Source organism: Streptomyces netropsis (assembly GCF_014203545.1).
GTDB lineage: Bacteria > Actinomycetota > Actinomycetes > Streptomycetales > Streptomycetaceae > Streptomyces > Streptomyces netropsis.
On sequence record NZ_JACHJG010000005.1, the window covers coordinates 495,204 to 518,044 of the forward strand.

The following is a 22,841-nucleotide window of genomic DNA, read 5'->3' on the forward strand; positions in this document are numbered from 1 at the left end:
CCCGATGGGCAGGCGTGTTGTAGCTGATGTGACTCTAGTTACTGGCCTAGATGCGGCAGCGGGGGGCCAGGTTCATTTGGCGCAGATGTTCTTGTCGTCGGCTTCGATCTTTTGGATCTCTTTGGGTGCTTTCGCGGGGGCAGGCACGGAGATCGGGGTGCCGGCGGCCTTGAAGTCCGCGCCCAGGACGAGCGTCATCCCGGCCGTCGGTGCGGCATCCGACTTGGCCTCCTTGAGGGCCTCGACCGGCAGTCCCATGACCTCCGCGAGCCGACGCGCCTGGTCCGCCTGATTGGGGGCGAACTCCAGGATCGTCTTGTCCTTCTTGCCGCCGGTGGCGTTGCCACCGTTGGTCGTGAGGCGCATGCCCTTGGAGTTCTGCATCCAGGTGACGGCCTCCTGGGCGGCGCCGATCCGGCCACTGCCGTTCTGCACCTTCACCCGCACGGCCGCGGGCTCGGCCTTCGGACCCTTGAGCAGAGCGGCCTGCTTGGCGTCCGCCGCCTCGCTGGCCTTCTTCTCCTTCTCCTTCACCTCGGTGAGGGAGACGTCCTGCTGGACCATGGCGAACAGCGGATCGGCCCTGGGCTTGTCGAGGACGACCGTCCTGTGGTTCTTCCCCTCGGCGGGGTTGTCCTTGACGGGGACGGTCGCGAAGGTGATGTTCTCGAGGTTGACCTTGCTGAGCTCCTTGCCCAGGCTGGTCAGCTTGCTGACGGAACCTATGCCGGTGTCGACGGTCAGCGACTTGGTCGCCGCGTTGCCCAGGTCGTACAGCTTCTTGGGGTTGGAGAGCGTGTCGCCGGACTTCATCTTCCGGATCATCGAACTCAGGAACTGCTGCTGGAGCTTGATGCGGTCCAGGTCGCTCTCGAAGCCGACGCTGTGCCGGGTCCGTACGAACGCGAGGGCGTCCTCGCCCTCGATCTCGTGCCGGCCCTTGCTCAGCTTGAGGTGCGACTTGGGGTCGTTGATGTCCTTGGCCAGGCACACCTCGACACCGCCGACCGCCGACGACAGCTGCTTGACGGCGTTGAAGTCGGCCATCATGAAGTGCGTCACCTTCAGGCCGGTGAGCGACTCGACGGTCCGCCAGGTGCAGCCCGGGTCGCGCTCCTCCTGGCCCAGGCTCTCGTTGAAGCGGACGCCCTTCGAGCCCGGGATGACGGTGGTCTTGCCGTCCTTCTTGGTGGGGCAGTCCGGGATGTCGGTGATCATGTCGCGGGGGATGGAGAGCGCCGTGGCGTTCGTCCGGTCCTCCGAGACGTGGAAGAGCAGCGTGGTGTCGGCGTGGCCGACGCTGCCCTCGTCCCCGTACCCCTGGTTGCCCTTGCCGTCGCGCTTGTCGGTGCCGATGACCAGGATGTTCACCGGGCCGTCGATGACCGCGTCGTTGTTTATCCCGACATCGACCTTGTCGATGTTGTTGTTGAAGTGCTGGTAGACGAGATACGCCGCCACCGAGCCGCCGACGAGGATGAAGGCGAGCGTGCCGCCCGTCCACATCAGGGCTTTCTTCTTCTTGCTCTGTTTCGGCTTCGGCTTGCGCCGCCCCTGCGCCGGCTTGGCCCCGGCGCGACGGGGGTTGCCGCGCTGCCCGGGCACCGTACGGCGGCCGGGCTTGTCCTCCGTACCGACCCGCGACCTCGCGGGCGCCGGTACGGCAGGAGAGTCGGAACCTTCGGAAGCAGAAGATGACGCGGCTCGGGACGTGCCGCTCCCGGGAGTCGCCTCCGACTCCTCGGCATGGTCAAGGCGCAGCTCGTAGCTGCCTGTTTTCGGGTCGAAGACCCACTGGTCGGCGGGGTCGATGTCGCCCGCCCGCCCACGGCCCTGCGCGTCCACGGTCGCTTGAATCCTCCGTCGGTGCCACGCGGCGCCTACCCCCCCCGAGGCGCTCGGTCACGTCGTCTGTGCAGTGCGCGGTCAGCCCGGCCGTGCGCACCGGATCGCTCACACTATCCGCCCAGTTCAGCGTCAAGCGACGCCGGTGACAAATTGCACTCCCCTACAACTGGGCATTCTGCCCAATCCTTTCGTCCGAACGATCATCCGGAGGAAAAGTTGATCGTACCTTTCGGCAAAATCATCCACACATGCCACGTGCTGCGGTGGTTCCCTCGTACGTGGGCGGAGTGGTGGGCTTGAGCGATCCCGTGGGCGCGGCCGAAGGGCCGGGATCCGCCGGTGCGGCCGGCGCCTCCGAAGCCGTCCGCCCCTCGGTCGCCCCGGTTTCCCCCGCGCTCCCGGGAGCCGCGGGAGACGCCGGCTGCTCGTCCCGCCCGGGCTTGTTGTCGGCCGCCCGTACGTGCCTGCCGACCGCCACCCGCCGGTCGTTCCGCAGCTGCTCGAAGAGCTGGTCGGCATCCGGCTGCACCAGCTCGTCACGGGCGCTGTTGTAGACGTACGGGCGGCGCGGCACGGTGAGGAACTGAACCTGTTCGGAGGGGATGTCCCGTACGGTCCGCACCAGGTCGTACAGCTTGCGGAGGGTGTCCAGCCCGGCGTCCGTGGTCAGCGAGGACGTCGCCGCGTCGAGCACCGGGTAGAGCCGGGCGGGGTTGAGCAGCACACCGCTGCTCTGCATCTCCCGGAACAGCGAGCCCAGGAACTCCTGCTGGCGCCCCATCCGTTCGGTGTCGCTGCCGTTGCCCAGGCTGTAGCGGGCCCGTACGTACCCCAGCGCCGCCTCCCCGCGCAGCACCTGGCGGCCCGCGGGCAGCCGCAGCTTCGCCTCGTGGTCGTCCACGGGCTGCTTGAGGCAGACCTCGACGCCGTCGATGGCGTCGACCAGCCGCTTGAAGCCGTTGAAGTCCACGATCACGTGGTGGTCGACGCGGATCCGGGTGATGTTCTCGACCGTACGGATCGTGCAGGCCGCCCCCGCCAGCTCGTACGCCCAGTTGAACTGCGCGAACCGCTCGTTGGTCCGGGAGCCGTCGGGCTGCCGGCAGCTCGGGATCGTCGACATCAGGTCCCGGGGGAGGCTGACGGCGGTCGCGCTGCGCCGGTCGGCGGCCAGGTGCAGCAGGATCGTGGTGTCCGAGCGCTGGGTGCCGCTGTCGGTGCCGTACGCGCCGTTCCCGGCGCCGCGGGTGTCGGAGCCGATGATCAGGATGTTCTGCGCGCCGTGCACCAGTGCGACGGGGCGCTCCTTCTCCCAGCGCGCCAGCTCGTTCGCGGTGTCGGTGTCGGTGGTGATGTTGCTGTCGAGCCGTTGGTAGAGCGCCCAGCCGATCCCGGCCGCCGTGAGCACCAGCACCGTCACCCCCAGCGCCGCCCAGCGCAGCCATCGGCGCCGCCGCCGGGGCTCGGGGGAGGGCGTGGGGGCGCCCCACGCCCCGCCGGTGGGGCCGGCGGGCGTGCCGGGGCTGCCGGGGCTTCCAGGGCGGTCTGTCACGGCTGCGGCCCTCCCTCACGGAGTCGGCGGCCTCGCACCAGCGGGAGCCTTCGCGGAGGACCGGTATGCGGCCCTCCGCGCCTGGTGTGGCGCACGTACGTCGTGCGGCGTACATACGATCATTGCGCGATCCGGGCGCTCCGGCAGCGTCAGGGGGCCGTCACGGTGACGCGCTCGCTCTCCCGGCGCTTGTCCAGGGCCCCGGCGGAGAGCCGGTCGAGGTGGCGGCAGAGCACGACCGACCCACCGGCGGCGAGCGGTGCGTACAGCCCGGCGGACAGCCCGTGCCAGCCGCTGTACGGCAGGCCGGACAGCAGCCGGGAGCCCGTGCCGAGCCCGTGCTGGGAGGCGTCCGTCCGCGCCCGCTCCACGACCTGCGCACCGGTCAGCTCCGCGCCGTCCACGACGAGCGCGGGCGCGCCCGGGTCCACCGGGGCGAAGGGGGCGAAGCGGTCGCCCTGGCTGGGCACCTCGACGGCGTAGTCGGCGAAGCCCTGCGGGGCCTGCGGGAAGCGCCCGCCCAGGGGGCGCAGCGCGAGCGCGACGCGCTCACCGGAACAGGCGCGCGCCTCCTCCAGGGTGTCCGGGCCGCTGACGACCAGGTCCGCGTCGGCCGGGTCGCCGCCGATCTCGGCGACGACGCCGACCGAGGAGCAGGCGAGCAGCCAGACGGCGGTCTGCCAGTGGGCGGGCAGCAGGAGGGCGAGGCGGTCCCCGGGCCCGGCGGCGAGATCACCCTGGAGCAGGTTGGCGGTCTTCGCCACCCAATTGGCGAAGGTGGCCACGGAGAGTTCCACGCGCTCGCCGGTGGCGTCGTCGTAGAAGGTCACGAGCGGGCGGGCCGGATCCGCGGCGAGCGCGGAACGCAGCAGGTCGGCGGGGGTGCGATCGGTGGCGTTCATCGTCGTCAGCGTACGCGGCGAGGGCAGTGACGGTCAGTCGGACGGACGAGTGGCCGGTGCGTCCGGAGGGCCGATACGACCGACTGGCCGTCAACTTTCGAATGGACAGATATCTGGTGATATGCCCAAGGTGGTCACTATGCGTGGAACCTTCGTTACTTCTGCTGTCACCGTCTGTGCTGCCGCCCTCACCCTGCCGCTGCTCACCACCCCTACCGGCGCCGCCACCGCACCCGCCGTGCGGATCGCCCCCGCCGCCGACATGCGCGGGGTGCCGGGCTCGACCCGTTCATTGCCCCTGGTGCCGCTCACCGGCAGCGACCGCGCGCTCGGCGGCCCCTCCGCCGAGCGGGGGCTGCCACCCCAGGAGGTCGAGCCGTTCTCCCTCGTGGGCATCGTCTGGGACAACGCCGCCGCCGAGCTGCGCGGCCAGGCCCAGGTCCGTACCCGTGCGGTGGGTGCCCGCCAGTGGTCCGAGTGGCAGGAGGTGCAGATCCACGACGACGACCGCCCCGACCTCGACTCCGCCGAGGGCAGCAGCGGCCGCCGGCGGGGCGCCACCGCGCCGCTGTGGGTCGGCGCCTCCGACGCCGTCCAGGTCCGCGTCCGCGCCGAGACCGTGACCGACCGGACCCCCGAGGGGCCGGCCTTCCCCGTGGGCCTGCGCCTCGAACTCGTCGATCCGGGCAAGGACCCGGCCCCCGAGCCCGTCCGGCCTCAGGGCCAGGCGCCGGCGGTCCCGGCATCGGCACCGGCAGCCGCCCCGGCACCGGTCCCGGCTGCCGTCCCGGCCCGGGTGGCCGAGGACCCGGCCGTCGCCGTACCCCAGGCCCTCGGCGACGAGGAGGCCGCCACCTCGGCCACCAACACCCTCCTCGCCCCGCTGGGCGCCACCGAGATCCCCGCCCGCGAAAAGGCCGACTCCGGGGCCGACGTCGCCGCCACCGGCCCCGGCGACGCACCGGTCCAGAGCCCTCCCCAGGACCCGGCCACCGACGGTGCCGCGGACGTGGACACCACCGACGGCGACACCGCCGAAGAGGCCGACCAGGGATCGCGCTACGTCGAGGGCGGCGGCTACATCGGACCGCGCCCCCGCATCGTCACCCGCGCGGGCTGGGGCGCCGACGAATCCATCCGCGAGCGGGGCTTCGTCTACACCAAGACCGTGCGGGCCGCGTTCGTGCACCACACCGCCTCCGGCAACAAATACACCTGCTCCCAGTCCGCCTCCGTCATCCGGGGGATCTACCGCTACCACGTCCAGAGCAGCGGCTGGCGGGACATGGGCTACAACTTCCTCGTGGACAAATGCGGCACCATCTACGAAGGCCGATCGGGCGGTGTGGCGAAAGCCGTCATGGGTGCCCATACTCTCGGTTTCAACTCCAACAGCATGGGCATCGCCGTTCTCGGGACATTCGGAAGTTCCACCCCGCCCACCGCCGCGGTCGACGCCGTGGCCAAACTCACCGCTTGGAAGCTGGGACTGTTCGGCCGCAACCCCCTCGGCTCCACATCCCTGGTGTCAGCCGGCGGGAACCTGTTCAAGAAGGGGACCAAGGTCAGGCTCAAGGTCATCTCAGGTCACCGCGACGGCTACGCCACCGAATGCCCCGGCGACCTCCTCTACAAGAAGCTCGGCAAGGCCCGCAGCACCGCGGCCCGCCTCCAGGGACGCTGACCGGGGCGGGCCGGGCCGCAGGGTCTGCATACACTGGCCGCCGATCACGGCCCGGCCCCAGCAGGAAGCAGAGACGACAAGGTGACAGAAGCGATCCTCCTGGTCGGGGGCAAGGGCACCAGGCTGCGCCCGCTCACGGTGCACACGCCCAAGCCCATGGTCCCGGCGGCCGGAGTCCCCTTCCTCACGCACCAACTGGCGCGGGCGCGCGCGGCGGGGATCGAGCACATCGTGCTCGCCACGTCCTATCTGGCCGAGGTCTTCGAGCCGTACTTCGGCGACGGCTCCGCGCTGGGCCTGCACCTGGAGTACGTCACCGAGGAGGAACCGCTCGGCACCGGCGGAGCCATCCGCAACGTCGCCTCCAAGCTGCACTCCGCCCCGGACGACCCCGTCCTGATCTTCAACGGCGACATCCTCACGGGCCTCGACATCGAGGCGCTGGTCGGCACGCACCGCACGACGGGCGCGGACGTCTCCCTGCACCTGACGCGGGTCGAGGACCCCCGGGCCTTCGGCCTCGTGCCCACCGACGCCGACGGCCGGGTCACCGCCTTCCTGGAGAAGCCGCAGACGCCCGAGGAGATCGTCACCGACCAGATCAACGCCGGCGCGTACGTCTTCAACCGGTCGGTCATCGACTCCATCCCGGCCGGCCGGCCGGTCTCCGTCGAGCGCGAGACCTTCCCCGGACTGCTCGCCTCGGGCGCGCACCTCCAGGGCATGGTCGACTCCACGTACTGGCTCGACCTCGGCACCCCGCAGGCCTTCGTCCGCGGCTCCGCCGACCTGGTCCTCGGCCGCGCCCCGTCCCCGGCCGTGCCCGGCCGCTGCGGCGACCGGCTGATCCTCGACAGCGCCGACGTCGCCCCGGACGCCAAGGTCACCGGCGGCTCGGTCATCGGCGCGGGGGCCCGCGTCGAGCCCGGCGCGCGCGTCGACGGCAGCACGGTCCTCGACGGCGCGGTCATCGAGGCGGGCGCGGACGTCCGCGACTCGCTCATCGGCGCAGGGGCGCACGTGGGCGCGCGTACGGTCCTCGCAGGCGCCGTCATCGGCGACGGTGCGCGCATCGGCGCCGACAACGAACTGCGCGACGGGGTCCGCGTCTGGTGCGGCGCGGTCCTGCCGGACGGCGCGGTGCGGTTCTCGTCCGACCAGTAGTTCCCCCAGTAGCCGGCGGGAGCCCTCGCCGCGTGTCCGAGGGTGCGCCTACGCTCGTAGGTGCACCCGAACCCCAGGACACCCCGTGGAATCAGCCGACAGCCTCACCAGAACCACTGTGCGCGGTGGTCGCACGGCCGTGCCCGCGAGCAGACCCCGCCCGGTGACCGTCGGCTCCCGCACCCGCCGCTGGACCCCGCCGGGCCCGCTGCACCTGGGCACCACGCTCGGCCCCCTGCGCCGCGGCCCGGGCGACCCGACGTTCCGGGTCACCCCGGACGGCTCGGTATGGCGCGCGTCCTGCACCCCCGCCGGCCCCGGCACCCTGCGGGTCGCGCGCAGCGGGGAGACGATCGAGGCCGAGGCCTGGGGCCCCGGCGGCGACTGGCTCCTGGACGGCCTCCCGGCCCTCCTCGGCGCCGAGGACGACCCGGCGGGCTTCACCCCCCGCCACCGCGTCGTCCACGAGGCCCACCGCCGCAACCCGGGACTGCGCCTCACCCGTACGGGCCTGGTCCTGGAATCCCTGATCCCCTCGATCCTGGAACAGAAGGTCACCGCCGACGAGGCCTACCGCGCCTGGCGCCTGCTCGTACGGCGGTACGGCCCCCCGGCCCCCGGCCCGGCGGACCGGATGCACACGCCCCCGGACCCCCGCACCTGGGCCCGTATCCCGTCCTGGGACTGGCACAAGGCGGGAGTGGACGGCAAGAGATCGGCCGCGATCGTCCGGGCCGCGAAAGTCTTCCACCGCATGGAGGAGGCGGCGACGATGGACGCGGAACAGGCCGCCCGCCGTCTGTGCGCCGTCGACGGCATCGGCCCCTGGACGGCGGCCGAGACCCTCCAGCGCAGCAACGGCGCGCCCGACGCGGTCACGGTCGGCGACCTCCATCTACCGAAGATCATCGGCTATGCCCTCACGGGCCTCCGCGACACGGACGACGCGACGATGCTCGACCTCCTGACCCCCTACGAGGGCCACCGCCACCGAGCCGCCCGCCTGATCCTCCTGAGCGGCCACACACCACCCAGAAGGGCACCGAGACTGTCGGTGAACGACATCAGGGGCTTGTAGAGCCCACCCAGGCACCCGGAGGGACAGCGGAGGGCGACGGGCCCCCGCAGGCCCCACTCCACCCAGTCACCCGGAGAGGCGGCCGGGGACGGCGGGGAGGGCGACGGGGTCGCAGGGGCGGGGCCCGCACCACGACGGATGCGGTACCGGCTGCCGAACCGTCATGGATGCGGCACCGGAGGCCCCGGCGCCCGCACCACGACGAAAGCGGTACCGGCTACCGAACCGTCACGAACGCGCCAGCGTCCCGCGCAGCCCGCTCCGGCGGCGGAGCCGCAGGCCGCCCGATGGCCACCGCACCCATCGGATCCCAATCGGCCGGCAGCCCGAGAACGTCCCGCACCACATCGCGGCAGAACATCGTCGACGACACCCACGCCGAGCCCAGCCGCTCACCCGCCAGCGCCACCAGGAAGTTCTGCACGCCCGCACCCGCCGCGACGACGAACATCTCCCGCTCGGAGGCGTTGCGCCGAGCGTCGGGGTACGTGTGCGAACCGTCCATGACCAGGCACGGCACGACCAGGTACGGCGCCTTGCGCAGCACGTCGCCGCGCCGCACCCGGCGGGCGATGTTCTCCTCGGTGAAGCCGTCGCCGCGCAGGTCGGCGACCCACGCGTCGCGCATCGCGTCGAGCAGCCGCACCCGCGACTCCGCCGACTCCAGCAGCACGAACCGCCACGGCGTCGTGTGATGCGGCGCGGGCGCCGTGACCGCCGCGGCGACGGCCCGGCGCACGGCGCCGCCGTCCACCGGCTCGTCCGTGAACTCCCGGACCGTACGCCGCAGCGTCACCGCTTCGCGGACGGCCTCGGACGTCCCCAGCCGGAACATGTCGTCGGCCGCGTTGCGCACGAGCACCCGCGCACCCTCGTCGGCCCCACCGGCCCCGGCGCCCCCTTCGGCATCGAACACGACGCCATCAGGCACGACGCCATCAGGCACGGCACCATCGGACACGACGACGTGCGACAGCCCCCGCACCACGGCGACCGGCAGCCCCTCCGCCTTGCCCTTGACCAGGTCACCCGCGGCCGCCAGCTCGTCCGCGGTGGCCACGACGGTCGCGCTCAGCGGGTTGCCGTGCGCGTCCGTGCCGCCGCGCAGGTCATCGAGGACCCGCACGCCGGCCGCCCCGATCGCGACGTCCGTCAACCCGCTGCGCCACGGTCGCCCGAAGGTGTCCGTGACGACGACCCCGACGTTCACGCCGAGCGTGTCCCGCAGGCCGGCCCGGATCCGCCGGGCCGAGGCGTCGGGGTCCTCGGGCAGGAGCAGGACCGTGCCCGCGGGGGTGTTGGAGGCGTCGACGCCGGCCGCGGCCATGACCAGCCCGAGCCGGTTCTCGACGATGCGCAGCGCGCCGCGCCGGGCCACGACCCGCACGGCCTCGGCGTCGATCGCGGCCTCGCGGTCCTCGGCCTGGACCACGCGGCCCTCGGCCTTGCTGACGATCTTCGAGGTGACCATCAGGACGTCGCCGTCGGCCAGGCCCGGCAGCCCCTCGGCGGTCGCCGCCGAGACGATGAGCTTGGCGAGGTCGTCCCCGGTCCGCACCTCGGGGATGCCGGGCAGCGCCCAGACCCGGTACGCGGGCAGGCCGGTCACGCGCGGACCTCCTCGGCCAGGGCGAGGGCCTCGGCGGCCATCCGCGCCGTGGCGTCGACGTCGGTCATCATCAGCGGCACGGCGCGGCAGCGGATGCCCGCGGCCTCCACGTCGGGCACCGCGCCCGCGTCGACCGTGTCGACCAGCCAGCCGTCGATGAGGTCCGGGCCGTAGTGCCGGGCGACCGCGGCGGCCGTGGACTCCACGCCGACGGCCGCGAGGACCTTGTCGGCCATGCCGCGCACGGGCGCGTCGCCGACGATGGGGGACAGACCGACGACGGGCGCCTTCGAGGCCGCGACGGCCTCACGCACGCCGGGCACCGCCAGGATCGTGCCGACGCTGACGACGGGGTTGGACGGCGGGAAGAGCACGACATCGGCGGCGGCGAGGGCCTCCAGGACACCCGGGGCCGGCTTCGCCTCCTCCGCGCCGACGGGGATGATCGCGTGGGCGGGCACGGAGGCCCGCAGCCGCACCCAGTACTCCTGGAAGTGCACGGCCTTGCGCCCGCCCCCGTCGGCGTCGTCGACGAGGACGTGGGTCTCGACGCGGTCGTCGGTCATCGGCAGCAGCCGGACGCCCGGCTGCCACCGGTCGCACAGCGCCTCGGTGACCGCGCTGAGCGGATAGCCCGCGCCGATCATCTGCGTACGGACGATGTGCGTGGCGAAGTCGCGGTCGCCGAGCCCGAACCACTCGGGCCCCACCCCGTAGGCCGCCAACTCCTCCTTCACCGCGAAGGACTCGTCGGACCGGCCCCACCCCTGCTCCTCGTGGATGCCGCCGCCGAGGGTGTACATCACGGTGTCGAGGTCGGGACAGACCTTGAGGCCGAAGAGGTGGATGTCGTCTCCGGTGTTCCCGATGACGGTGATCTCCGCGTCGGGGACTGCTGACTTGAGGCCGCGGAGGAAGCGGGCGCCCCCGATCCCGCCGGCCAGAACCACAATGCGCTGCATGAGCGCAGTCTGTCAGCCGGGGGCGGGTGCGCTGAAGAGTGGTGGGCGCGTGACGGGCCCGTCCGCCGCCCACCCACGGAACTCACTCGTACGAGGGATCATCGAGGGGGCGCCGAGGGGGCGCCGAGGGATCTCCGAGAGGCCAGGGCGGGCTGTCAGCGGGCGACGGCACCCTGGGCGACGGGCGGGACGACGGTCGCGGCGGGCGCCGCGTGGTGCATCGGCATCTCGGTCAGACCGGGGGAGTAGATGTGCAGGCTGACGGCCGGTTCGAGGGAGTCGTTGACGACCTCGTGGGCGTAGCCGGGGGCGAAGACGCGCTGGTCGCCGGTGCGCAGGCGGCGGCGGGCACCGCCGGTGGGCCCGGTCACCTCCGTCAGCTCGCCGCTCAGGACGGTCAGCACACCGGAGGAGGGGCCGTGGTCGTGCTGGCCGCTGCCCTGGCCGGGCACCCAGCTCAGCAGCCACACCTCGTAGCCGGGGCCGGTGCGCAGCCGGTGGTACCAGCGGCTGGCGGCGTCGTAGCGGACGAGGTGGGCCCAGCTGTCGCGGTCGGCCGCGATGCCGCGGGCCAAGCCGGCGAATTCGGCGACGGTGGAGGGGTGGGCGGGCACGGGCGGCATGAGGTGCGGGACGGCGAGCGGGTCGCCGGCGATCTGGACGTCGCTGTTCATGTGCGGGAGTTCCTCGGCAGGGATGCGGGCGGCATGCGGGCGGCGCGGAGACAGGCGAGCACGGAGCGTACGCGCCCGGAGGCACGGCGCCATGCGGGGAAAGATCAGCTGGAGCTCGTGGGCGTCAACAGCTGGAACAGCGACAGCGAGCCTGCACAGCGCAGCGGGACCCGTAGGCACGGGTCAGGCGGAGCGCGGAGGTTGCTGGCATGGCAACAAGGAGACCGGTTCGGACGCGCTCTGTCAACCACGTGTCTGGTTTGAGGTAAATCTTTCACCTCATCCGGTTACTGTGCGCGATGAAAGGTTTGTGGGGATGGGGTCGCGGACAGGTGGCGCTCCGACCGGTTCCGTAAACATCGTTCGGCCGGAGCGGTGCAACGGGATGGGCGCGAGTGTCGTCCTCTTTTGAAAGAGAGAGACGGGATGACTGCGGCAGGCGGGTGGAAGTGTCCAGTCTTGTGACATTTTGGCCACTTTCCGCTTAGCCTTGGTTCCGCAGAGTGAATATGGGGCCCAATAGCAGATCTCGGCTTGACTGGCCTGGATCGGCACACTTGTAATTTCACTCGTGTCGTTCTGCCGCACCCGATGGCGGCAGCACCACGGGGACGCAAATGACAGACGAGGGGCGCACATGACCGAGCTGTTCCAGCAACTGCTGGTCGAGGAGGCGGACGAGGAGCTCGGCTGGCAGGAGCGCGCGTTGTGCGCCCAGACCGATCCTGAGTCCTTCTTCCCCGAAAAGGGCGGATCCACGCGAGAGGCGAAGAAAGTCTGCCTCGCCTGTGAAGTCCGTTCCGAGTGCCTTGAATACGCCCTTGCGAACGACGAACGCTTCGGTATTTGGGGCGGTTTGTCCGAGCGTGAGCGCCGCCGCCTGAAGAAGGCCGCGGTCTGAGGCACCAGAGCCGACGGGGCCCTCGGGCCCGAGAGCTTCAGCCACCCGTCCCGGGCCCCGCCCCCGACGCGTGTTCCGCCGCCGGGACCCGGCGCGCGACCTGACGATATGTCTTATCCAGGGCCCGCTCGACGGGCTGACGGACAGTCCGGCCCGCACATCTCCGTGGCGCTGTCCATGTCCAGGCCATCCCCGACGGTCCGCCCTCTGCGCCCGCCCGCAGGAGGCGGACCGCATGCGTGCGCAGCCATTAGTGTGGGGGCCCGTCCGCGACGTACCGACGCCCCACAGGGGCGCTCACGTCCAGCGCAGTCCAGCACAGCGTCTTCCGGGGGCGACCCCCGGACCCCGGCCGGAGGGCCCGTACCCCGATGTCCGTGCACAGCAATACGGCGGCCCCCTACCCGGCTGCCTCGTTCGACCAGCCCGCCGGCCCCCCGGCGTTCCCCCGCCACGTCGTCACCGCCGTGCTCGTCGCCCACGACGGCGCCCGCTGGCTGCCCGACGCCCTCGCCGGACTGCTCGGCCAGGAACGGCCCGTGCAGAACGCGGTCGCCGCCGACACCGGCAGCGCCGACGACTCCGCCCGGCTGCTCACCGACGCCCTCGGCGCGGACCGCGTCCTGCACCTCGCCCGCCGCGCGGGCTTCGGCACCGCCGTCGACGAGGCGGTCCGCGCGGCCCCCGCACCCACCACCGACGAGCTGCCGTACCTCAAGAGCTCCAGCGGCTGGGACCCCGTCAGCCGCACCTGGCGCGACGACGCCTACGACGCGTACGGCCGGGACGACACGCCGCACCGTGACCGCGACCTCGAACCCGTCCACTGGCTGTGGCTGCTGCACGACGACTGCGCACCCGAACCCGGCGCCCTCCACGAACTGCTGCGCGTCGCCGAGTCCGAACCCCACGCCGCCGTCATCGGCCCCAAGCTGCGCAGCTGGTACGACCGCAGGCAGCTGCTGGAGGTCGGCGTCTCCATCGCCCGCAGCGGCCGCCGCTGGACCGGCCTGGAGCGCCGCGAACAGGACCAGGGACAGCACGACCAGGTACGGCCCGTGCTGTCGGTGTCCACCGCCGGCATGCTCGTCCGCCGCGACGTCTTCGAACAGCTCGGCGGCTTCGACCCGCGGCTGCCCCTCATGCGCGACGACGTCGACCTGTGCTGGCGCGCCCACGCCGCCGGCCACCGGGTCGTCGTCGCGCCCGACGCCGTGCTCCGGCACGCCGAGGCCGCCGCCCGCGAGCGCCGCCCCGTCGACTGCGCCGGCCGCAAGGCCGCGGGCCCGCACCGCGTCGACAAGGCCGGCGCCGTCTACACCCTGCTCGCCAACACCCGCGGCGCGCTGCTGCCCTACGTCATGCTCCGGCTCGTCCTCGGCACCCTGCTGCGCACCCTCGCCTACCTCGTCGGCAAGGTCCCCGGCCAGGCGCTGGACGAGTTCACCGGCCTCGTCGGCACCCTGCTGCGCCCCGGCCGGATCCGCGCGGCCCGCAAACGGCGCGGCACACCGGCCGTCGCCGGGAGCGAGCTGCGGCACCTCTTCCCGCCGCCCGGCGCGACCGTCCGCGCCACCGTGGAGCAGGTCGCGAGCAACTTCGGCGGCGCCTCGGAGGCCGAACTCTCCTCCGCCGGCCGGCACGGCGCCGTCGAGTCCGGGCCCGGCGGTGACGACGCCGACTTCCTGGAGGTCGAACAGTTCGCCCGGCTCAAGCGCGTCGCGCGCAAACCCGGGCCCGTCCTCTTCGCCCTGCTGCTGCTCGTCTCCGTCGTCGCCTGCCGGGGCCTGTTCGGCGGCGGCGCCCTGTCCGGCGGCGCGCTGCTGCCCGCACCCGACACCGTCTCCGCCCTGTGGGCGCGCTACACCGACGACTGGCACCCGGTCGGTGTGGGCACCACCGGCAGCGCGCCCCCCTACCTGGCGATCCTCGCGGGGCTGGCCACGCTCTTCCTCGGCTCCACGTCCTTCACGCTCACCCTGCTGCTCGTCTGCTCGGTGCCGCTCGCCGGACTCACCGCCTACTTCGCCTCCCGCCCGCTCGTCGACTCCCGGCTGCTGCGGGCCTGGGCGAGCGTCGCGTACGCCTTCCTGCCCGCCGCCACCGGCGCTCTGGCCACCGGCAGACTGGGCACCGCCGTCCTCGCGGTCCTGCTGCCCCTGATGGCCCGCGCGGCCGTCACGGCCGGCGGACTGCGCACCCCGGCGGCCCGGCCGCCGTGGCGCGCCACCTGGACGTACGCGCTGCTGCTCGCCGTCACCACCGCCTTCACCCCCGTCGTCTGGCCGCTCGCGCTCGCCCTCGGGCTCGGCGTGCTGGTGCTGCGCTGCGTACGGGGCGGCGGGGCGGCGCTCGCCGCACACGGGCCGCGCTTCCTGGCCGCGCTCGGCACCCCGCTCGTCGTGCTCGCCCCCTGGTCGTTCGGGCTGCTCACCCACCCGAGCCGGTTCCTCGCCGAGGCCGGGCTCGACCTCGGCGGCACGGCGCCCGGCCCCCTGAACCTGCTCACCGCCGACCCCGGCGGCCCCAAGACCCTCGGCCTTCTGCTGCTGACCGGCGTCGTCCTGGCCGCGCTGGCCGCCCTGCTGCGCGAGGACCGGCGGCTCGCGGTCGGCACCGCCTGGGTCACCGCGCTCGCCGCGCTGCTGTGCGCGGGGCTCACGGCCGGGTCCGCGTGGGCGGGCCCCGCCACCCTCGTCCAGGGGCTGGCCCTGATCGCCGCGGCCGTCGTCGGCGCCGAGGGCGCGCGCGAGCGCGTCGCGGCGCTCAGCTTCGGCTGGCGGCAGCCCGTCGCGGCCCTGATCGCCGTCGCCGCCGGCGCCGCCCCGCTGGTCGCCGCCGTCGCCTGGATGGCGGGCGGCGCGGCCGGGCCGCTCCAGCGGCGTGACCCGGTGCAGGTCCCCGCGTTCGTCGCGGAGGAGGCGGGCACGCGCGACCAGGCCCGCACCCTCGTGCTCAGCGGCTACACCGGCCGCGTCACCTACACCCTCGTGCGCGGCTCCGGGGCGCGCCTCGGCGACGCCGAGGCGGCCGCGGCCGCAGGCCGGGACAAGAAGCTCGACGACGTCGTCGCCCACCTCGTCGCGGGCTCCGGCGCCGACCAGACGGGCCGCCTCGGCGAGTACGCGGTCGGCTATGTGCTCGTCGGCGGCGACGCCCCGAAGACGATGAGCCGGGTCCTCGACGCCACCCCCGGCCTCACCCGGCTCAGCCAGGAGGGCCGCAGCGCCCTGTGGCGGGTCGACCGGCGCACCGCCCGCGTGACGATCGTCAGCGGCGCGTCCCAGGGCGGCGGCACCGAGCCGGTGCCCGTCGCCGCCGGGCCGGTCTCGGCGCACACCACGATCCCGGACGGCCCCGAGGGCCGCGTGCTGCGGCTCGCCGACAAGGCGGCCCCCGGCTGGCGGGCCACCCTCGACGGCAAGGCACTCAAGAGCACCACCGTCGACGGCTGGGCCCAGGGCTTCGGCCTGCCCACCACCGGCGGCAGGCTGGCCCTGACCTACGAGCCGCCGACGGCGCGGGCGGCCTGGCTGTGGGCCCAGGGCGCCCTCGCGATCGTCCTCGTCGTGCTCGCCCTGCCCGGCCGGCGGCGCGAGATCGACGACGACCTGCCGGAGGACGGCGGCACGGCGTCGCCCGCGCCGGCTCTGTCCAAGACCCCGGCCCCGTCCGTACCCGCGCAGGCCGGGGCGGGGGAGGGCCGCCGGGCCCGCAGGCTGCGTGCCGCCGCCGAGGCGGAGCGGCCCGCGGACACCCCGGCCCCGGCCGTCGTGGACCACGCGCCCCCGACCGCCGACCCCTACGCGCAGCCGACGGCCGACCCGTACGCGGCCGTGCCGCACCAGCAGTACGGGGACGGGGCGTCCCCCGGCGGTGGCTGGGGGAGCGACGCGGCCCCCGCCCCGGGCTACGGGCAGCAGCCGTACCCGCAGGACCCGTACGCGGGCCCGTACCAGCAGGCGCACTTCCCGCAGGGGCAGCACCCGGACGGCTCGTACCCCCAGCAGTACCCGGCCGACCCCTACGCGGGCGGTGCCTACGACCCGTACGACCCGTACGGCTATGGACAGCAGCAGCCCTACGACACGACGTACGGCGGCGGTACCGAGCCCCACCGTGACGGGAGCGAGCAGCAGTGAAGCGCACCACCCTGTCCCTGTTCGCCGCCGCCGCGGCGCTCGCCGCCGTCACGGGCGTCGCCGCGCTGGGGGGCGCGTCGCCCGCCGCCGAGACGGGCGCCAAGGCTCCCACCCGGCTGCCCGTGCAGCGCTCGACCGCGCTGTGCCCGGCGCCCACCTCGTCCGACGTCGCCGAGACGACGTACACCTCCTTCACCCCGCAGGCCAAGGCCCAGGCGGGCGGGAAGACGTCCGCGGCCCAACTGCTGTCGGCGGCGGGCCCCGCGGCGAAGAGCGACGCCAAGGCCGACGCCAAGGCCGACGCCAAGGCCGATCCCAAGAAGGCCGGCAAGGGCGCCAAGGCCCCCCAGGCGGCGGGCAAGCCCGTCCTGTCGCTCAAGGAGCCCGGCAAGCCGGCCACCGCCACCACGAGCAGTTCCGACGCCCCCGCCCTGGTCGGAACCGCCGACGGGGCGCTCGCCCCGGGCTGGACCACCCAGCAGACCACGGTGATCGCGGCGGGCGCCGGGCGCGGGCTGCACGGTGTGACCTGCGCTGCCCCCGACACGTCGTTCTGGTTCCCCGGCGTCAGTACCGTCAAGGGCCGCCAGGACTACGTCCACGTGACCAACCCGGATCCGACGGCGGCCGTCGTCGACCTGGAGCTCTACGGCAAGGACGGCCGGATCAAGGCGCCCACCGGCGAGGCCGTGAACGTCCCGCCCCGCTCGACCGTGCCGGTGCTGCTGTCGACCTTGACGGACGCGCCCACCGAGGACCTGACGCTCCACGTGGCGGCCCGCAACGGCCGTGTGGGGGCGGGCGTGCAGGCGTCCGACGAGAAGCTCGGCGGCGACTGGCTCGCCCCGTCCGGCGACGCCTCCCCCAGCGTCGTCCTCCCCGGCATCCCGGCCGACGCGACCTCCGTGCGGCTCGTCGCCCACGTGCCCGGTGACGACGACGCCGACCTCAAGGTGCGCCTCGCCGGGCCGACCGGCTCGATCAGCCCGGCGGGCCACGAGACGCTGCACATCAAGAGCGGGATGACCACCGCCGTCGACCTCGGGGACGTCACCAAGGGCCAGGCCGGGTCGCTGCTGCTCACGGCGGAGGGCGACAGCGCCCCGGTCGTCGCCGCCCTGCGGGTCACGCGCGGCAAGGGCGACAAGCAGGAGACGGCCTTCATCCCCGCGACACCGGCCCTCGACGGGCGCGGGACCGTCGCCGACAACCGCCCCAAGGGCAGCACCCTCGCCCTGGTGGCCCCCGGCAAGGAGGCCCAGGTGAAGGTCACGTCCTCGGCGGGCGCGGACGGCGGCAGCCCGGTGAGCAAGACCTACACCGTCAAGGCGGGGACCACGCTGGCCGTGGAGCCGCCGCAGCCGGGCGGAACGAAGGGGCCGTACGCCGTGACCGTCGAGAAGGTCTCAGGCGGCCCGGTGCACGCCTCGCGGACGCTCGCGCTGCCCAAGGACGGGCTGCCCATGTTCACGATCCAGCCGCTGCCCGACGACCGCTCCACGGTGGCGGTCCCGGAGGCGGAGCAGGACCTGTCGATGCTGAACCGCTGACGGGCGGCGGGGTCAGTCCTGGCCGTAGCGCGGGTCCACCGACTCCGGCGCGAGTCCGAGGAGTTCGGCGACCTGCTCGACCACCACTTCGTGGACGAGCAGGGCGCGCTCGTCGCGGCTCTTGGTGCGGATCTCCACGGGGCGGCGGTAGACCACGATCCGGTCCGGGCTGTCGCCGTGCGCCTCGACGTAGCGGCCGAGCGGCACGACGTCGCCGTCGAGGCCGAAGGGGGCAGGGCCGTCCGGGTCGTCCGGACCGCCCGCACCGCCGGTGGCCGGCACCTCGCGGACGATGAAGTCGACGGCGGCCAGCTGCGGCCAGCGCCGCTCGAGCCGTTCGGCGGAGTCGTGCACGAGGTCAATGAAGGCCTCGCCCCGGCTGACGGACAGCGGCACCTGGGGCGGTGCGATCGGTCCGCGCATGCCGCGTCCGTGTCGGTCGCGGCGGCGTGGGCGCGGTTCGGCCTGGCGGGGCGGTACGGGGCTGTCCATCACCTCCGAGAGTATCCGCCACCCGGCCGCGCGCACGCGGTACCCGCGCATCTCATCGCATGTCGCCTGATGAGCGTTCTGGTCATCTATGCGATCAATTACAGCCATCTACGGGACCGGCGAGCGCATGCCGAATGACACTATGTATGCCGGGTGATGACAGATTTCTTTATCCGTGGACCTACGGCCACGGCCTTCCGACACAGGTCGACCAGGAGCTTCGACGGCGGTGCCCACGGGGCGATCCGGGGCGACACGGAGGAGTGAGGCGGGGGTGAGTCGTCGCGGCCCGCTCAAGAGTGCGGTACCGTCCAACCTCGTGAGCCCTGTACGTCGCTGTTCGCGCACCGCGTGCGGCCGCCCGGCCGTCGCGACGCTGACGTACGTCTACGCCGATTCGACCGCCGTTCTCGGACCGCTCGCCACCTATGCCGAACCCCATTGCTACGACCTGTGTGCCGAGCACTCGGAGCGCCTGACCGCGCCCCGCGGCTGGGAGGTCGTCCGTCTCGCCATCGACAGCGGTCCCGCCCGCCCCAGCGGCGATGACCTCGAAGCACTGGCCAACGCCGTGCGCGAGGCGGGCCGTCCGCCGGAGCGCGCACCCGGGCCGATCGCCACGCCCGGCCCCGTCGGCCCGAGCGCCCGTGAGGCCAATCCCATGGAGGTCGCCCGCCGGGGCCACCTCAGGGTGCTGCGCTCGCCCGATTCCTGACGGCTCGTACGCTGCCCGAAATGCCGACCTAGGCACCGCCTTTGCGTGTTCTGTCGGTTTCTGACGCGTTCGGTAGGTCTTCTTCGGCCGTGACGGAATCCTCTTCCCGTCCGGCGTCCGGATTGTTCGGAGCCTCCGGGTAGGTTTGTCTTCCCGTACCGGACTCCAGGAGGGGTTGGCTGTGGCTGATCTGTCGCAGATCGTGAAGGCGTACGACGTGCGCGGTGTGGTCCCCGACCAGTGGGACGAATCCCTGGCCGAGCTGTTCGGTGCGGCCTTCGCCCAGGTGACGGGCGCGAGCGCGATCGTGGTCGGCCACGACATGCGGCCCTCGTCGCCCGGCCTGTCGTCCGCCTTCGCGCGCGGCGCCGCGGCGCGTGGCGTGGACGTCACCGAGATCGGGCTCTGCTCGACCGACCAGCTGTACTTCGCCAGCGGCCAACTGGGCCTGCCCGGCGCGATGTTCACCGCCAGCCACAACCCCGCCCAGTACAACGGCATCAAGCTGTGCCGCGCGGGCGCGGCCCCGGTCGGCCAGGACACCGGCCTCGCCGAGATCCGCACCCTCGTGGAGGGCTGGGCCGACGGCGGCGCGCCCGAGGCCGCGGGCAGCGCCGGGGCCGTCACCCGGCGGGACGTCCTCGCGGACTACGCCACGCACCTGCGCTCCCTGGTGGACCTGAGCAAGAGCCGGCCTCTCAAGGTCGTCGTGGACGCGGGCAACGGCATGGGCGGCCACACCGTCCCGACCGTCTTCGACGGCCTGCCGATCGACCTCGTCCCCATGTACTTCGAGCTGGACGGCACGTTCCCCAACCACGAGGCCAACCCGCTCGACCCGAAGAACCTGGTCGACCTCCAGGCCAAGGTCCGCGAGACGGGCGCCGACATCGGCCTCGCCTTCGACGGCGACGCCGACCGCTGCTTCGCCGTGGACGAGCGCGGCGAGCCCGTCTCCCCGTCCGCGATCACCGCCCTGGTCGCCGCCCGCGAGCTGGCCAAGCACCCCGGCGGCACGGTCATCCACAACCTGATCACCTCCTGGTCCGTGCCGGAGGTCGTCAAGGAGCACGGCGGCAAGCCCGTCCGCACGCGGGTTGGGCACTCCTTCATCAAGGAGGAGATGGCCCGCACCGGCGCGATCTTCGGCGGCGAGCACTCCGCGCACTACTACTTCCGCGACTTCTGGAACGCGGACACCGGCATGCTCGCCGCGCTCCACGTGCTGGCGGCGCTCGGCGGCCAGGACGGCCCGCTCTCGGAGCTGGTGCGGCAGTACGACCGCTACGCCGCCTCCGGCGAGATCAACAGCACCGTCGCCGACCAGGCCGACCGCGCCGCCGCGGTCAAGGCCGCGTACGAGGGCACCGACGGCGCGGAGCTGGACGAGCTGGACGGCCTGACCGTCACGACCGCCGACTGGTGGTTCAACCTCCGCGCCTCCAACACGGAGCCGCTGCTGCGGCTGAACGTCGAGGCACGCGACGCCGCCACGGTTGCGCGCGTGCGCGACGAGGTCCTGGCGATCGTCCGCGCGTAGCGGTTTCCGCTGCGCGGGGCTTTGACGGTTGTCGGTCCCGCCGTTTCCGCTGGCGCGGTGCCGGTTGCCGCTGGCGCGGTGCCGGTGTCCGCTGCGCGGGGCTGTTCAGGTGCGGTGCCGGGCCTCCGCGGGCCCCTTGTCGGGCTGCTTCGCTTTACGCCCGACAAGGGGCCTGCTCCGACCCGCCACCTCCCGTGGGTGGGTGGGAAAAAACCATCTGTGGTCCCGGGCGTCTGTCGGGTGCGGGCCGCCCACTGCTCTTTTCTTCCCCCACCGGCAGGAGGGGGCGGGTCGGAGGGGGCCTTGTGTGGGGCGTAAAGCGAAGCAGCCCCACACAAGGCCCCCGGAGGCCCGGCACCGACCTGTCACAGCCCCGCGCAGCGGATTCGGCTCCGCGCCAGCGGAAACGGCGCCGCACCCGGCAAAGGTCAAAGCCCCCGCACAGCGGCATCGGTCAAAGCCCCCGCGCAGCGGATAGGCTTGCCGCACAGAAACGCACATTCCGAAGGGAACCCCATGCCGCTCGAAGCCGGTCTCCTGGAGATCCTCGCCTGCCCGGCGTGCCACGCCCCCCTCCGCGAGGAATCCGACGCCGAGCCGAACCCCGAGCTGGTGTGCGAGAGCCAGAGCTGTGGGCTGGCCTACCCCGTCCGCGACGGCATTCCCGTCCTGCTCGTGGACGAGGCCCGCCGCCCCGCCTGATCCCCGCACGGCCTGACTCCGTCACCCTGACCCCGTCAGGCACACCGCATGGCTTATCCCACGGCGACCGGAGGCTGATCAACGGTGTTCGACGAGACCCTTCTCGATGACCCCGAAGCTCTGTCCCGCGCCGACACCCACGGTCTGCTCCGCGGTGCCGCCGAGTGCGGCGCCCGGGTCCGTACGGCCGCGCGCAACGCGACCGAGGCCGGCGTCGACGCCCTCAAACCGGACGGGCGGCCGCGCGCCGTCCTGGTCGCCGGTCCCGGCCCCACCGCCGGTTGCACCGCCGACCTGCTCACCGCGCTCGCGGGCGGCGGCTGTCCCGTCGCCCTGATCCGCCCGGCAGGGGTCGCCCCCGCGCCGGGCGCCCTGCGCTGGACGCTGCCCGGCTGGGCCGGGCCGCTCGACCTGCTGATCGTCGCCAGCCCGGACGGCTCGGAGCCGGGCCTCGCCCTTCTCATCGAGCAGGCCTACCGGCGCGGCTGTTCCGTCGCCTGCGTGACGCCCGTGGGCGCCCCGCTCGCCGACGCCACCGTCCAGGCCCGCGGCCTCGCGATCCCGCTGGCCACCACCCCGTACGAGACCGTGGCGGGCGGTGCCCCGGCGGAGGGCGCCCCCGCCCTTCCCGTCGGGCCCGGCACCCTCTGGTCCCTGCTCACCCCGATGCTCGCCCTCCTCGGGCGCATCGGCCTGATCGACGTGCCCTCGACCGCCCTGGAGGCGCTCGCGGACCGCCTCGACCAGACCGCCGAGCGCTGCGGCCCCGCCATCGCCACCTACAGCAACCCCGCGAAAACCCTCGCGGCCGAGCTGTCGGACACCCTCCCGCTCATCTGGACCGAGGGCGAGCTGTCCGCCGCCGTGGGCCGTCACTTCTCGACCGTCCTCGCCGCGCTCGCCGGGCGCCCCGCCCTCGCCGCCGAGCTGCCCGAGGCGCTGACCGCGCACGGCACCCTGCTCGCCGGGGCCTTCGCCGCCGGGGCGGACCCCGAGGACTTCTTCCGCGACCGGGTCGAGGACTCCCAGGAACTGCACGCCCGCGTCGTCCTGCTCCGCGACCGGGAAGAGGAGATCACCTCACCCTCACCCGCCGCCCGCGCGCTGGCCCTGCAACGCGAGACGCCCGTCAGCGAGCTGGAGGCCGCCGAGGGCAGCAGCCCCCTGGAGACCGCCGCGGAACTCCTCGCCATCACGGATTTCGCCTCCGTCTACCTGACGCTCGCCTGCACTCCGTAGCGGCGTTCCCCAGGCCCAGTAGAAGCGATTCAGGCCGTGGGCGCTCGCCTCCCGCCCGCAGCCGGGTCCCAGCCGTACGAACAGTCA

The 22,841-nt window shown here is 73.4% G+C and carries 17 protein-coding genes; 10 read left to right on the forward strand and 7 right to left on the reverse strand.

Annotation, left to right across the window (positions count from 1 at the left end):
- Positions 1 to 72: 72 nt before the first annotated feature.
- The 3 genes from FHS38_RS15710 to FHS38_RS15720 all read right to left on the reverse strand — a co-directional run bounded on the left by FHS38_RS15710 (position 73) and on the right by FHS38_RS15720 (position 4,302).
- Positions 73 to 1,845, reverse strand: a complete 1,773-nt coding sequence (locus FHS38_RS15710) for an LCP family protein (RefSeq protein WP_184734138.1) — start codon at positions 1,843 to 1,845, stop codon at positions 73 to 75.
- A 241-nt stretch (positions 1,846 to 2,086) separates the two neighbouring features.
- Positions 2,087 to 3,400 (reverse strand): LCP family protein, encoded by a 1,314-nt coding sequence (locus FHS38_RS15715; protein WP_229822487.1) that lies wholly within the window; start codon positions 3,398 to 3,400, stop codon positions 2,087 to 2,089.
- Between the two features lie 149 nt (positions 3,401 to 3,549).
- Positions 3,550 to 4,302 carry a TIGR03089 family protein gene (locus tag FHS38_RS15720; RefSeq protein WP_184734139.1) on the reverse strand — a complete coding sequence of 251 codons (753 nt, stop codon included), beginning with the start codon at positions 4,300 to 4,302 and terminating at the stop codon, positions 3,550 to 3,552.
- Positions 4,303 to 4,441: 139 nt separating this feature from the next.
- Between FHS38_RS15720 and FHS38_RS15725 the strand changes: the two genes are divergently transcribed.
- The 3 genes from FHS38_RS15725 (at position 4,442) to FHS38_RS15735 (ending at position 8,228) form a co-directional block, all read left to right on the forward strand.
- A complete protein-coding gene (locus FHS38_RS15725) occupies positions 4,442 to 5,986 on the forward strand; it encodes a peptidoglycan recognition protein family protein (RefSeq protein ID WP_229822490.1) in 1,545 nt (514 codons plus the stop codon).
- Between the two features lie 81 nt (positions 5,987 to 6,067).
- A complete protein-coding gene (gene manB / locus FHS38_RS15730; RefSeq protein WP_184734141.1) occupies positions 6,068 to 7,150 on the forward strand; it encodes a mannose-1-phosphate guanylyltransferase in 1,083 nt (360 codons plus the stop codon).
- An 85-nt stretch (positions 7,151 to 7,235) separates the two neighbouring features.
- Positions 7,236 to 8,228 (forward strand): DNA-3-methyladenine glycosylase family protein, encoded by a 993-nt coding sequence (locus FHS38_RS15735; RefSeq protein ID WP_184734142.1) that lies wholly within the window; start codon positions 7,236 to 7,238, stop codon positions 8,226 to 8,228.
- A 217-nt stretch (positions 8,229 to 8,445) separates the two neighbouring features.
- Here FHS38_RS15735 and FHS38_RS15740 read toward each other — a convergent pair whose 3' ends face one another.
- The 3 genes from FHS38_RS15740 to FHS38_RS15750 all read right to left on the reverse strand — a co-directional run bounded on the left by FHS38_RS15740 (position 8,446) and on the right by FHS38_RS15750 (position 11,473).
- Entirely contained in the window at positions 8,446 to 9,837 is a 1,392-nt protein-coding gene (locus FHS38_RS15740) for a coenzyme F420-0:L-glutamate ligase (protein ID WP_184734143.1), read from the reverse strand.
- Complete coding sequence (gene cofD / locus FHS38_RS15745; protein ID WP_184734144.1) at positions 9,834 to 10,799, reverse strand: 2-phospho-L-lactate transferase; 966 nt, start codon at positions 10,797 to 10,799, stop codon at positions 9,834 to 9,836. Before cofD ends, FHS38_RS15740 begins: the two co-directional genes overlap by 4 nt.
- A 155-nt stretch (positions 10,800 to 10,954) precedes the next feature.
- A complete protein-coding gene (locus FHS38_RS15750; RefSeq protein ID WP_184734145.1) occupies positions 10,955 to 11,473 on the reverse strand; it encodes a cysteine dioxygenase in 519 nt (172 codons plus the stop codon).
- Positions 11,474 to 12,110: 637 nt separating this feature from the next.
- On the opposite strand from FHS38_RS15750, the gene FHS38_RS15755 reads away from it, so the two are divergent.
- The 3 genes from FHS38_RS15755 to FHS38_RS15765 all read left to right on the forward strand — a co-directional run bounded on the left by FHS38_RS15755 (position 12,111) and on the right by FHS38_RS15765 (position 18,066).
- Complete coding sequence (locus tag FHS38_RS15755) at positions 12,111 to 12,374, forward strand: WhiB family transcriptional regulator (RefSeq protein ID WP_004952403.1); 264 nt, start codon at positions 12,111 to 12,113, stop codon at positions 12,372 to 12,374.
- A gap of 371 nt (positions 12,375 to 12,745) precedes the next feature.
- Positions 12,746 to 16,516, forward strand: coding sequence for a glycosyltransferase family 2 protein (locus tag FHS38_RS15760; protein WP_184734146.1), 3,771 nt, complete (start codon positions 12,746 to 12,748; stop codon positions 16,514 to 16,516).
- Positions 16,513 to 18,066 carry a DUF5719 family protein gene (locus FHS38_RS15765; protein ID WP_184734147.1) on the forward strand — a complete coding sequence of 518 codons (1,554 nt, stop codon included), beginning with the start codon at positions 16,513 to 16,515 and terminating at the stop codon, positions 18,064 to 18,066. The genes FHS38_RS15760 and FHS38_RS15765 overlap by 4 nt, the downstream gene beginning before the upstream one ends.
- 12 nt (positions 18,067 to 18,078) lie before the next feature.
- Here FHS38_RS15765 and FHS38_RS15770 read toward each other — a convergent pair whose 3' ends face one another.
- Entirely contained in the window at positions 18,079 to 18,558 is a 480-nt protein-coding gene (locus FHS38_RS15770) for a metallopeptidase family protein (protein ID WP_184734148.1), read from the reverse strand.
- Between the two features lie 274 nt (positions 18,559 to 18,832).
- On the opposite strand from FHS38_RS15770, the gene FHS38_RS15775 reads away from it, so the two are divergent.
- The 4 genes from FHS38_RS15775 to FHS38_RS15790 all read left to right on the forward strand — a co-directional run bounded on the left by FHS38_RS15775 (position 18,833) and on the right by FHS38_RS15790 (position 22,754).
- Positions 18,833 to 19,273: a DUF3499 domain-containing protein gene (locus FHS38_RS15775; protein ID WP_184734149.1), complete on the forward strand. Its 441-nt coding sequence runs from the start codon at positions 18,833 to 18,835 to the stop codon at positions 19,271 to 19,273.
- Positions 19,274 to 19,454: 181 nt separating this feature from the next.
- A complete protein-coding gene (locus FHS38_RS15780; protein ID WP_184734150.1) occupies positions 19,455 to 20,813 on the forward strand; it encodes a phosphomannomutase/phosphoglucomutase in 1,359 nt (452 codons plus the stop codon).
- Between the two features lie 516 nt (positions 20,814 to 21,329).
- On the forward strand, positions 21,330 to 21,515 hold the full coding sequence (locus FHS38_RS15785) for a Trm112 family protein (protein ID WP_184734151.1): 186 nt from the start codon (positions 21,330 to 21,332) through the stop codon (positions 21,513 to 21,515).
- 84 nt (positions 21,516 to 21,599) lie between these two features.
- Positions 21,600 to 22,754: an SIS domain-containing protein gene (locus tag FHS38_RS15790; protein WP_184734152.1), complete on the forward strand. Its 1,155-nt coding sequence runs from the start codon at positions 21,600 to 21,602 to the stop codon at positions 22,752 to 22,754.
- Positions 22,755 to 22,841 lie beyond the last annotated feature (87 nt).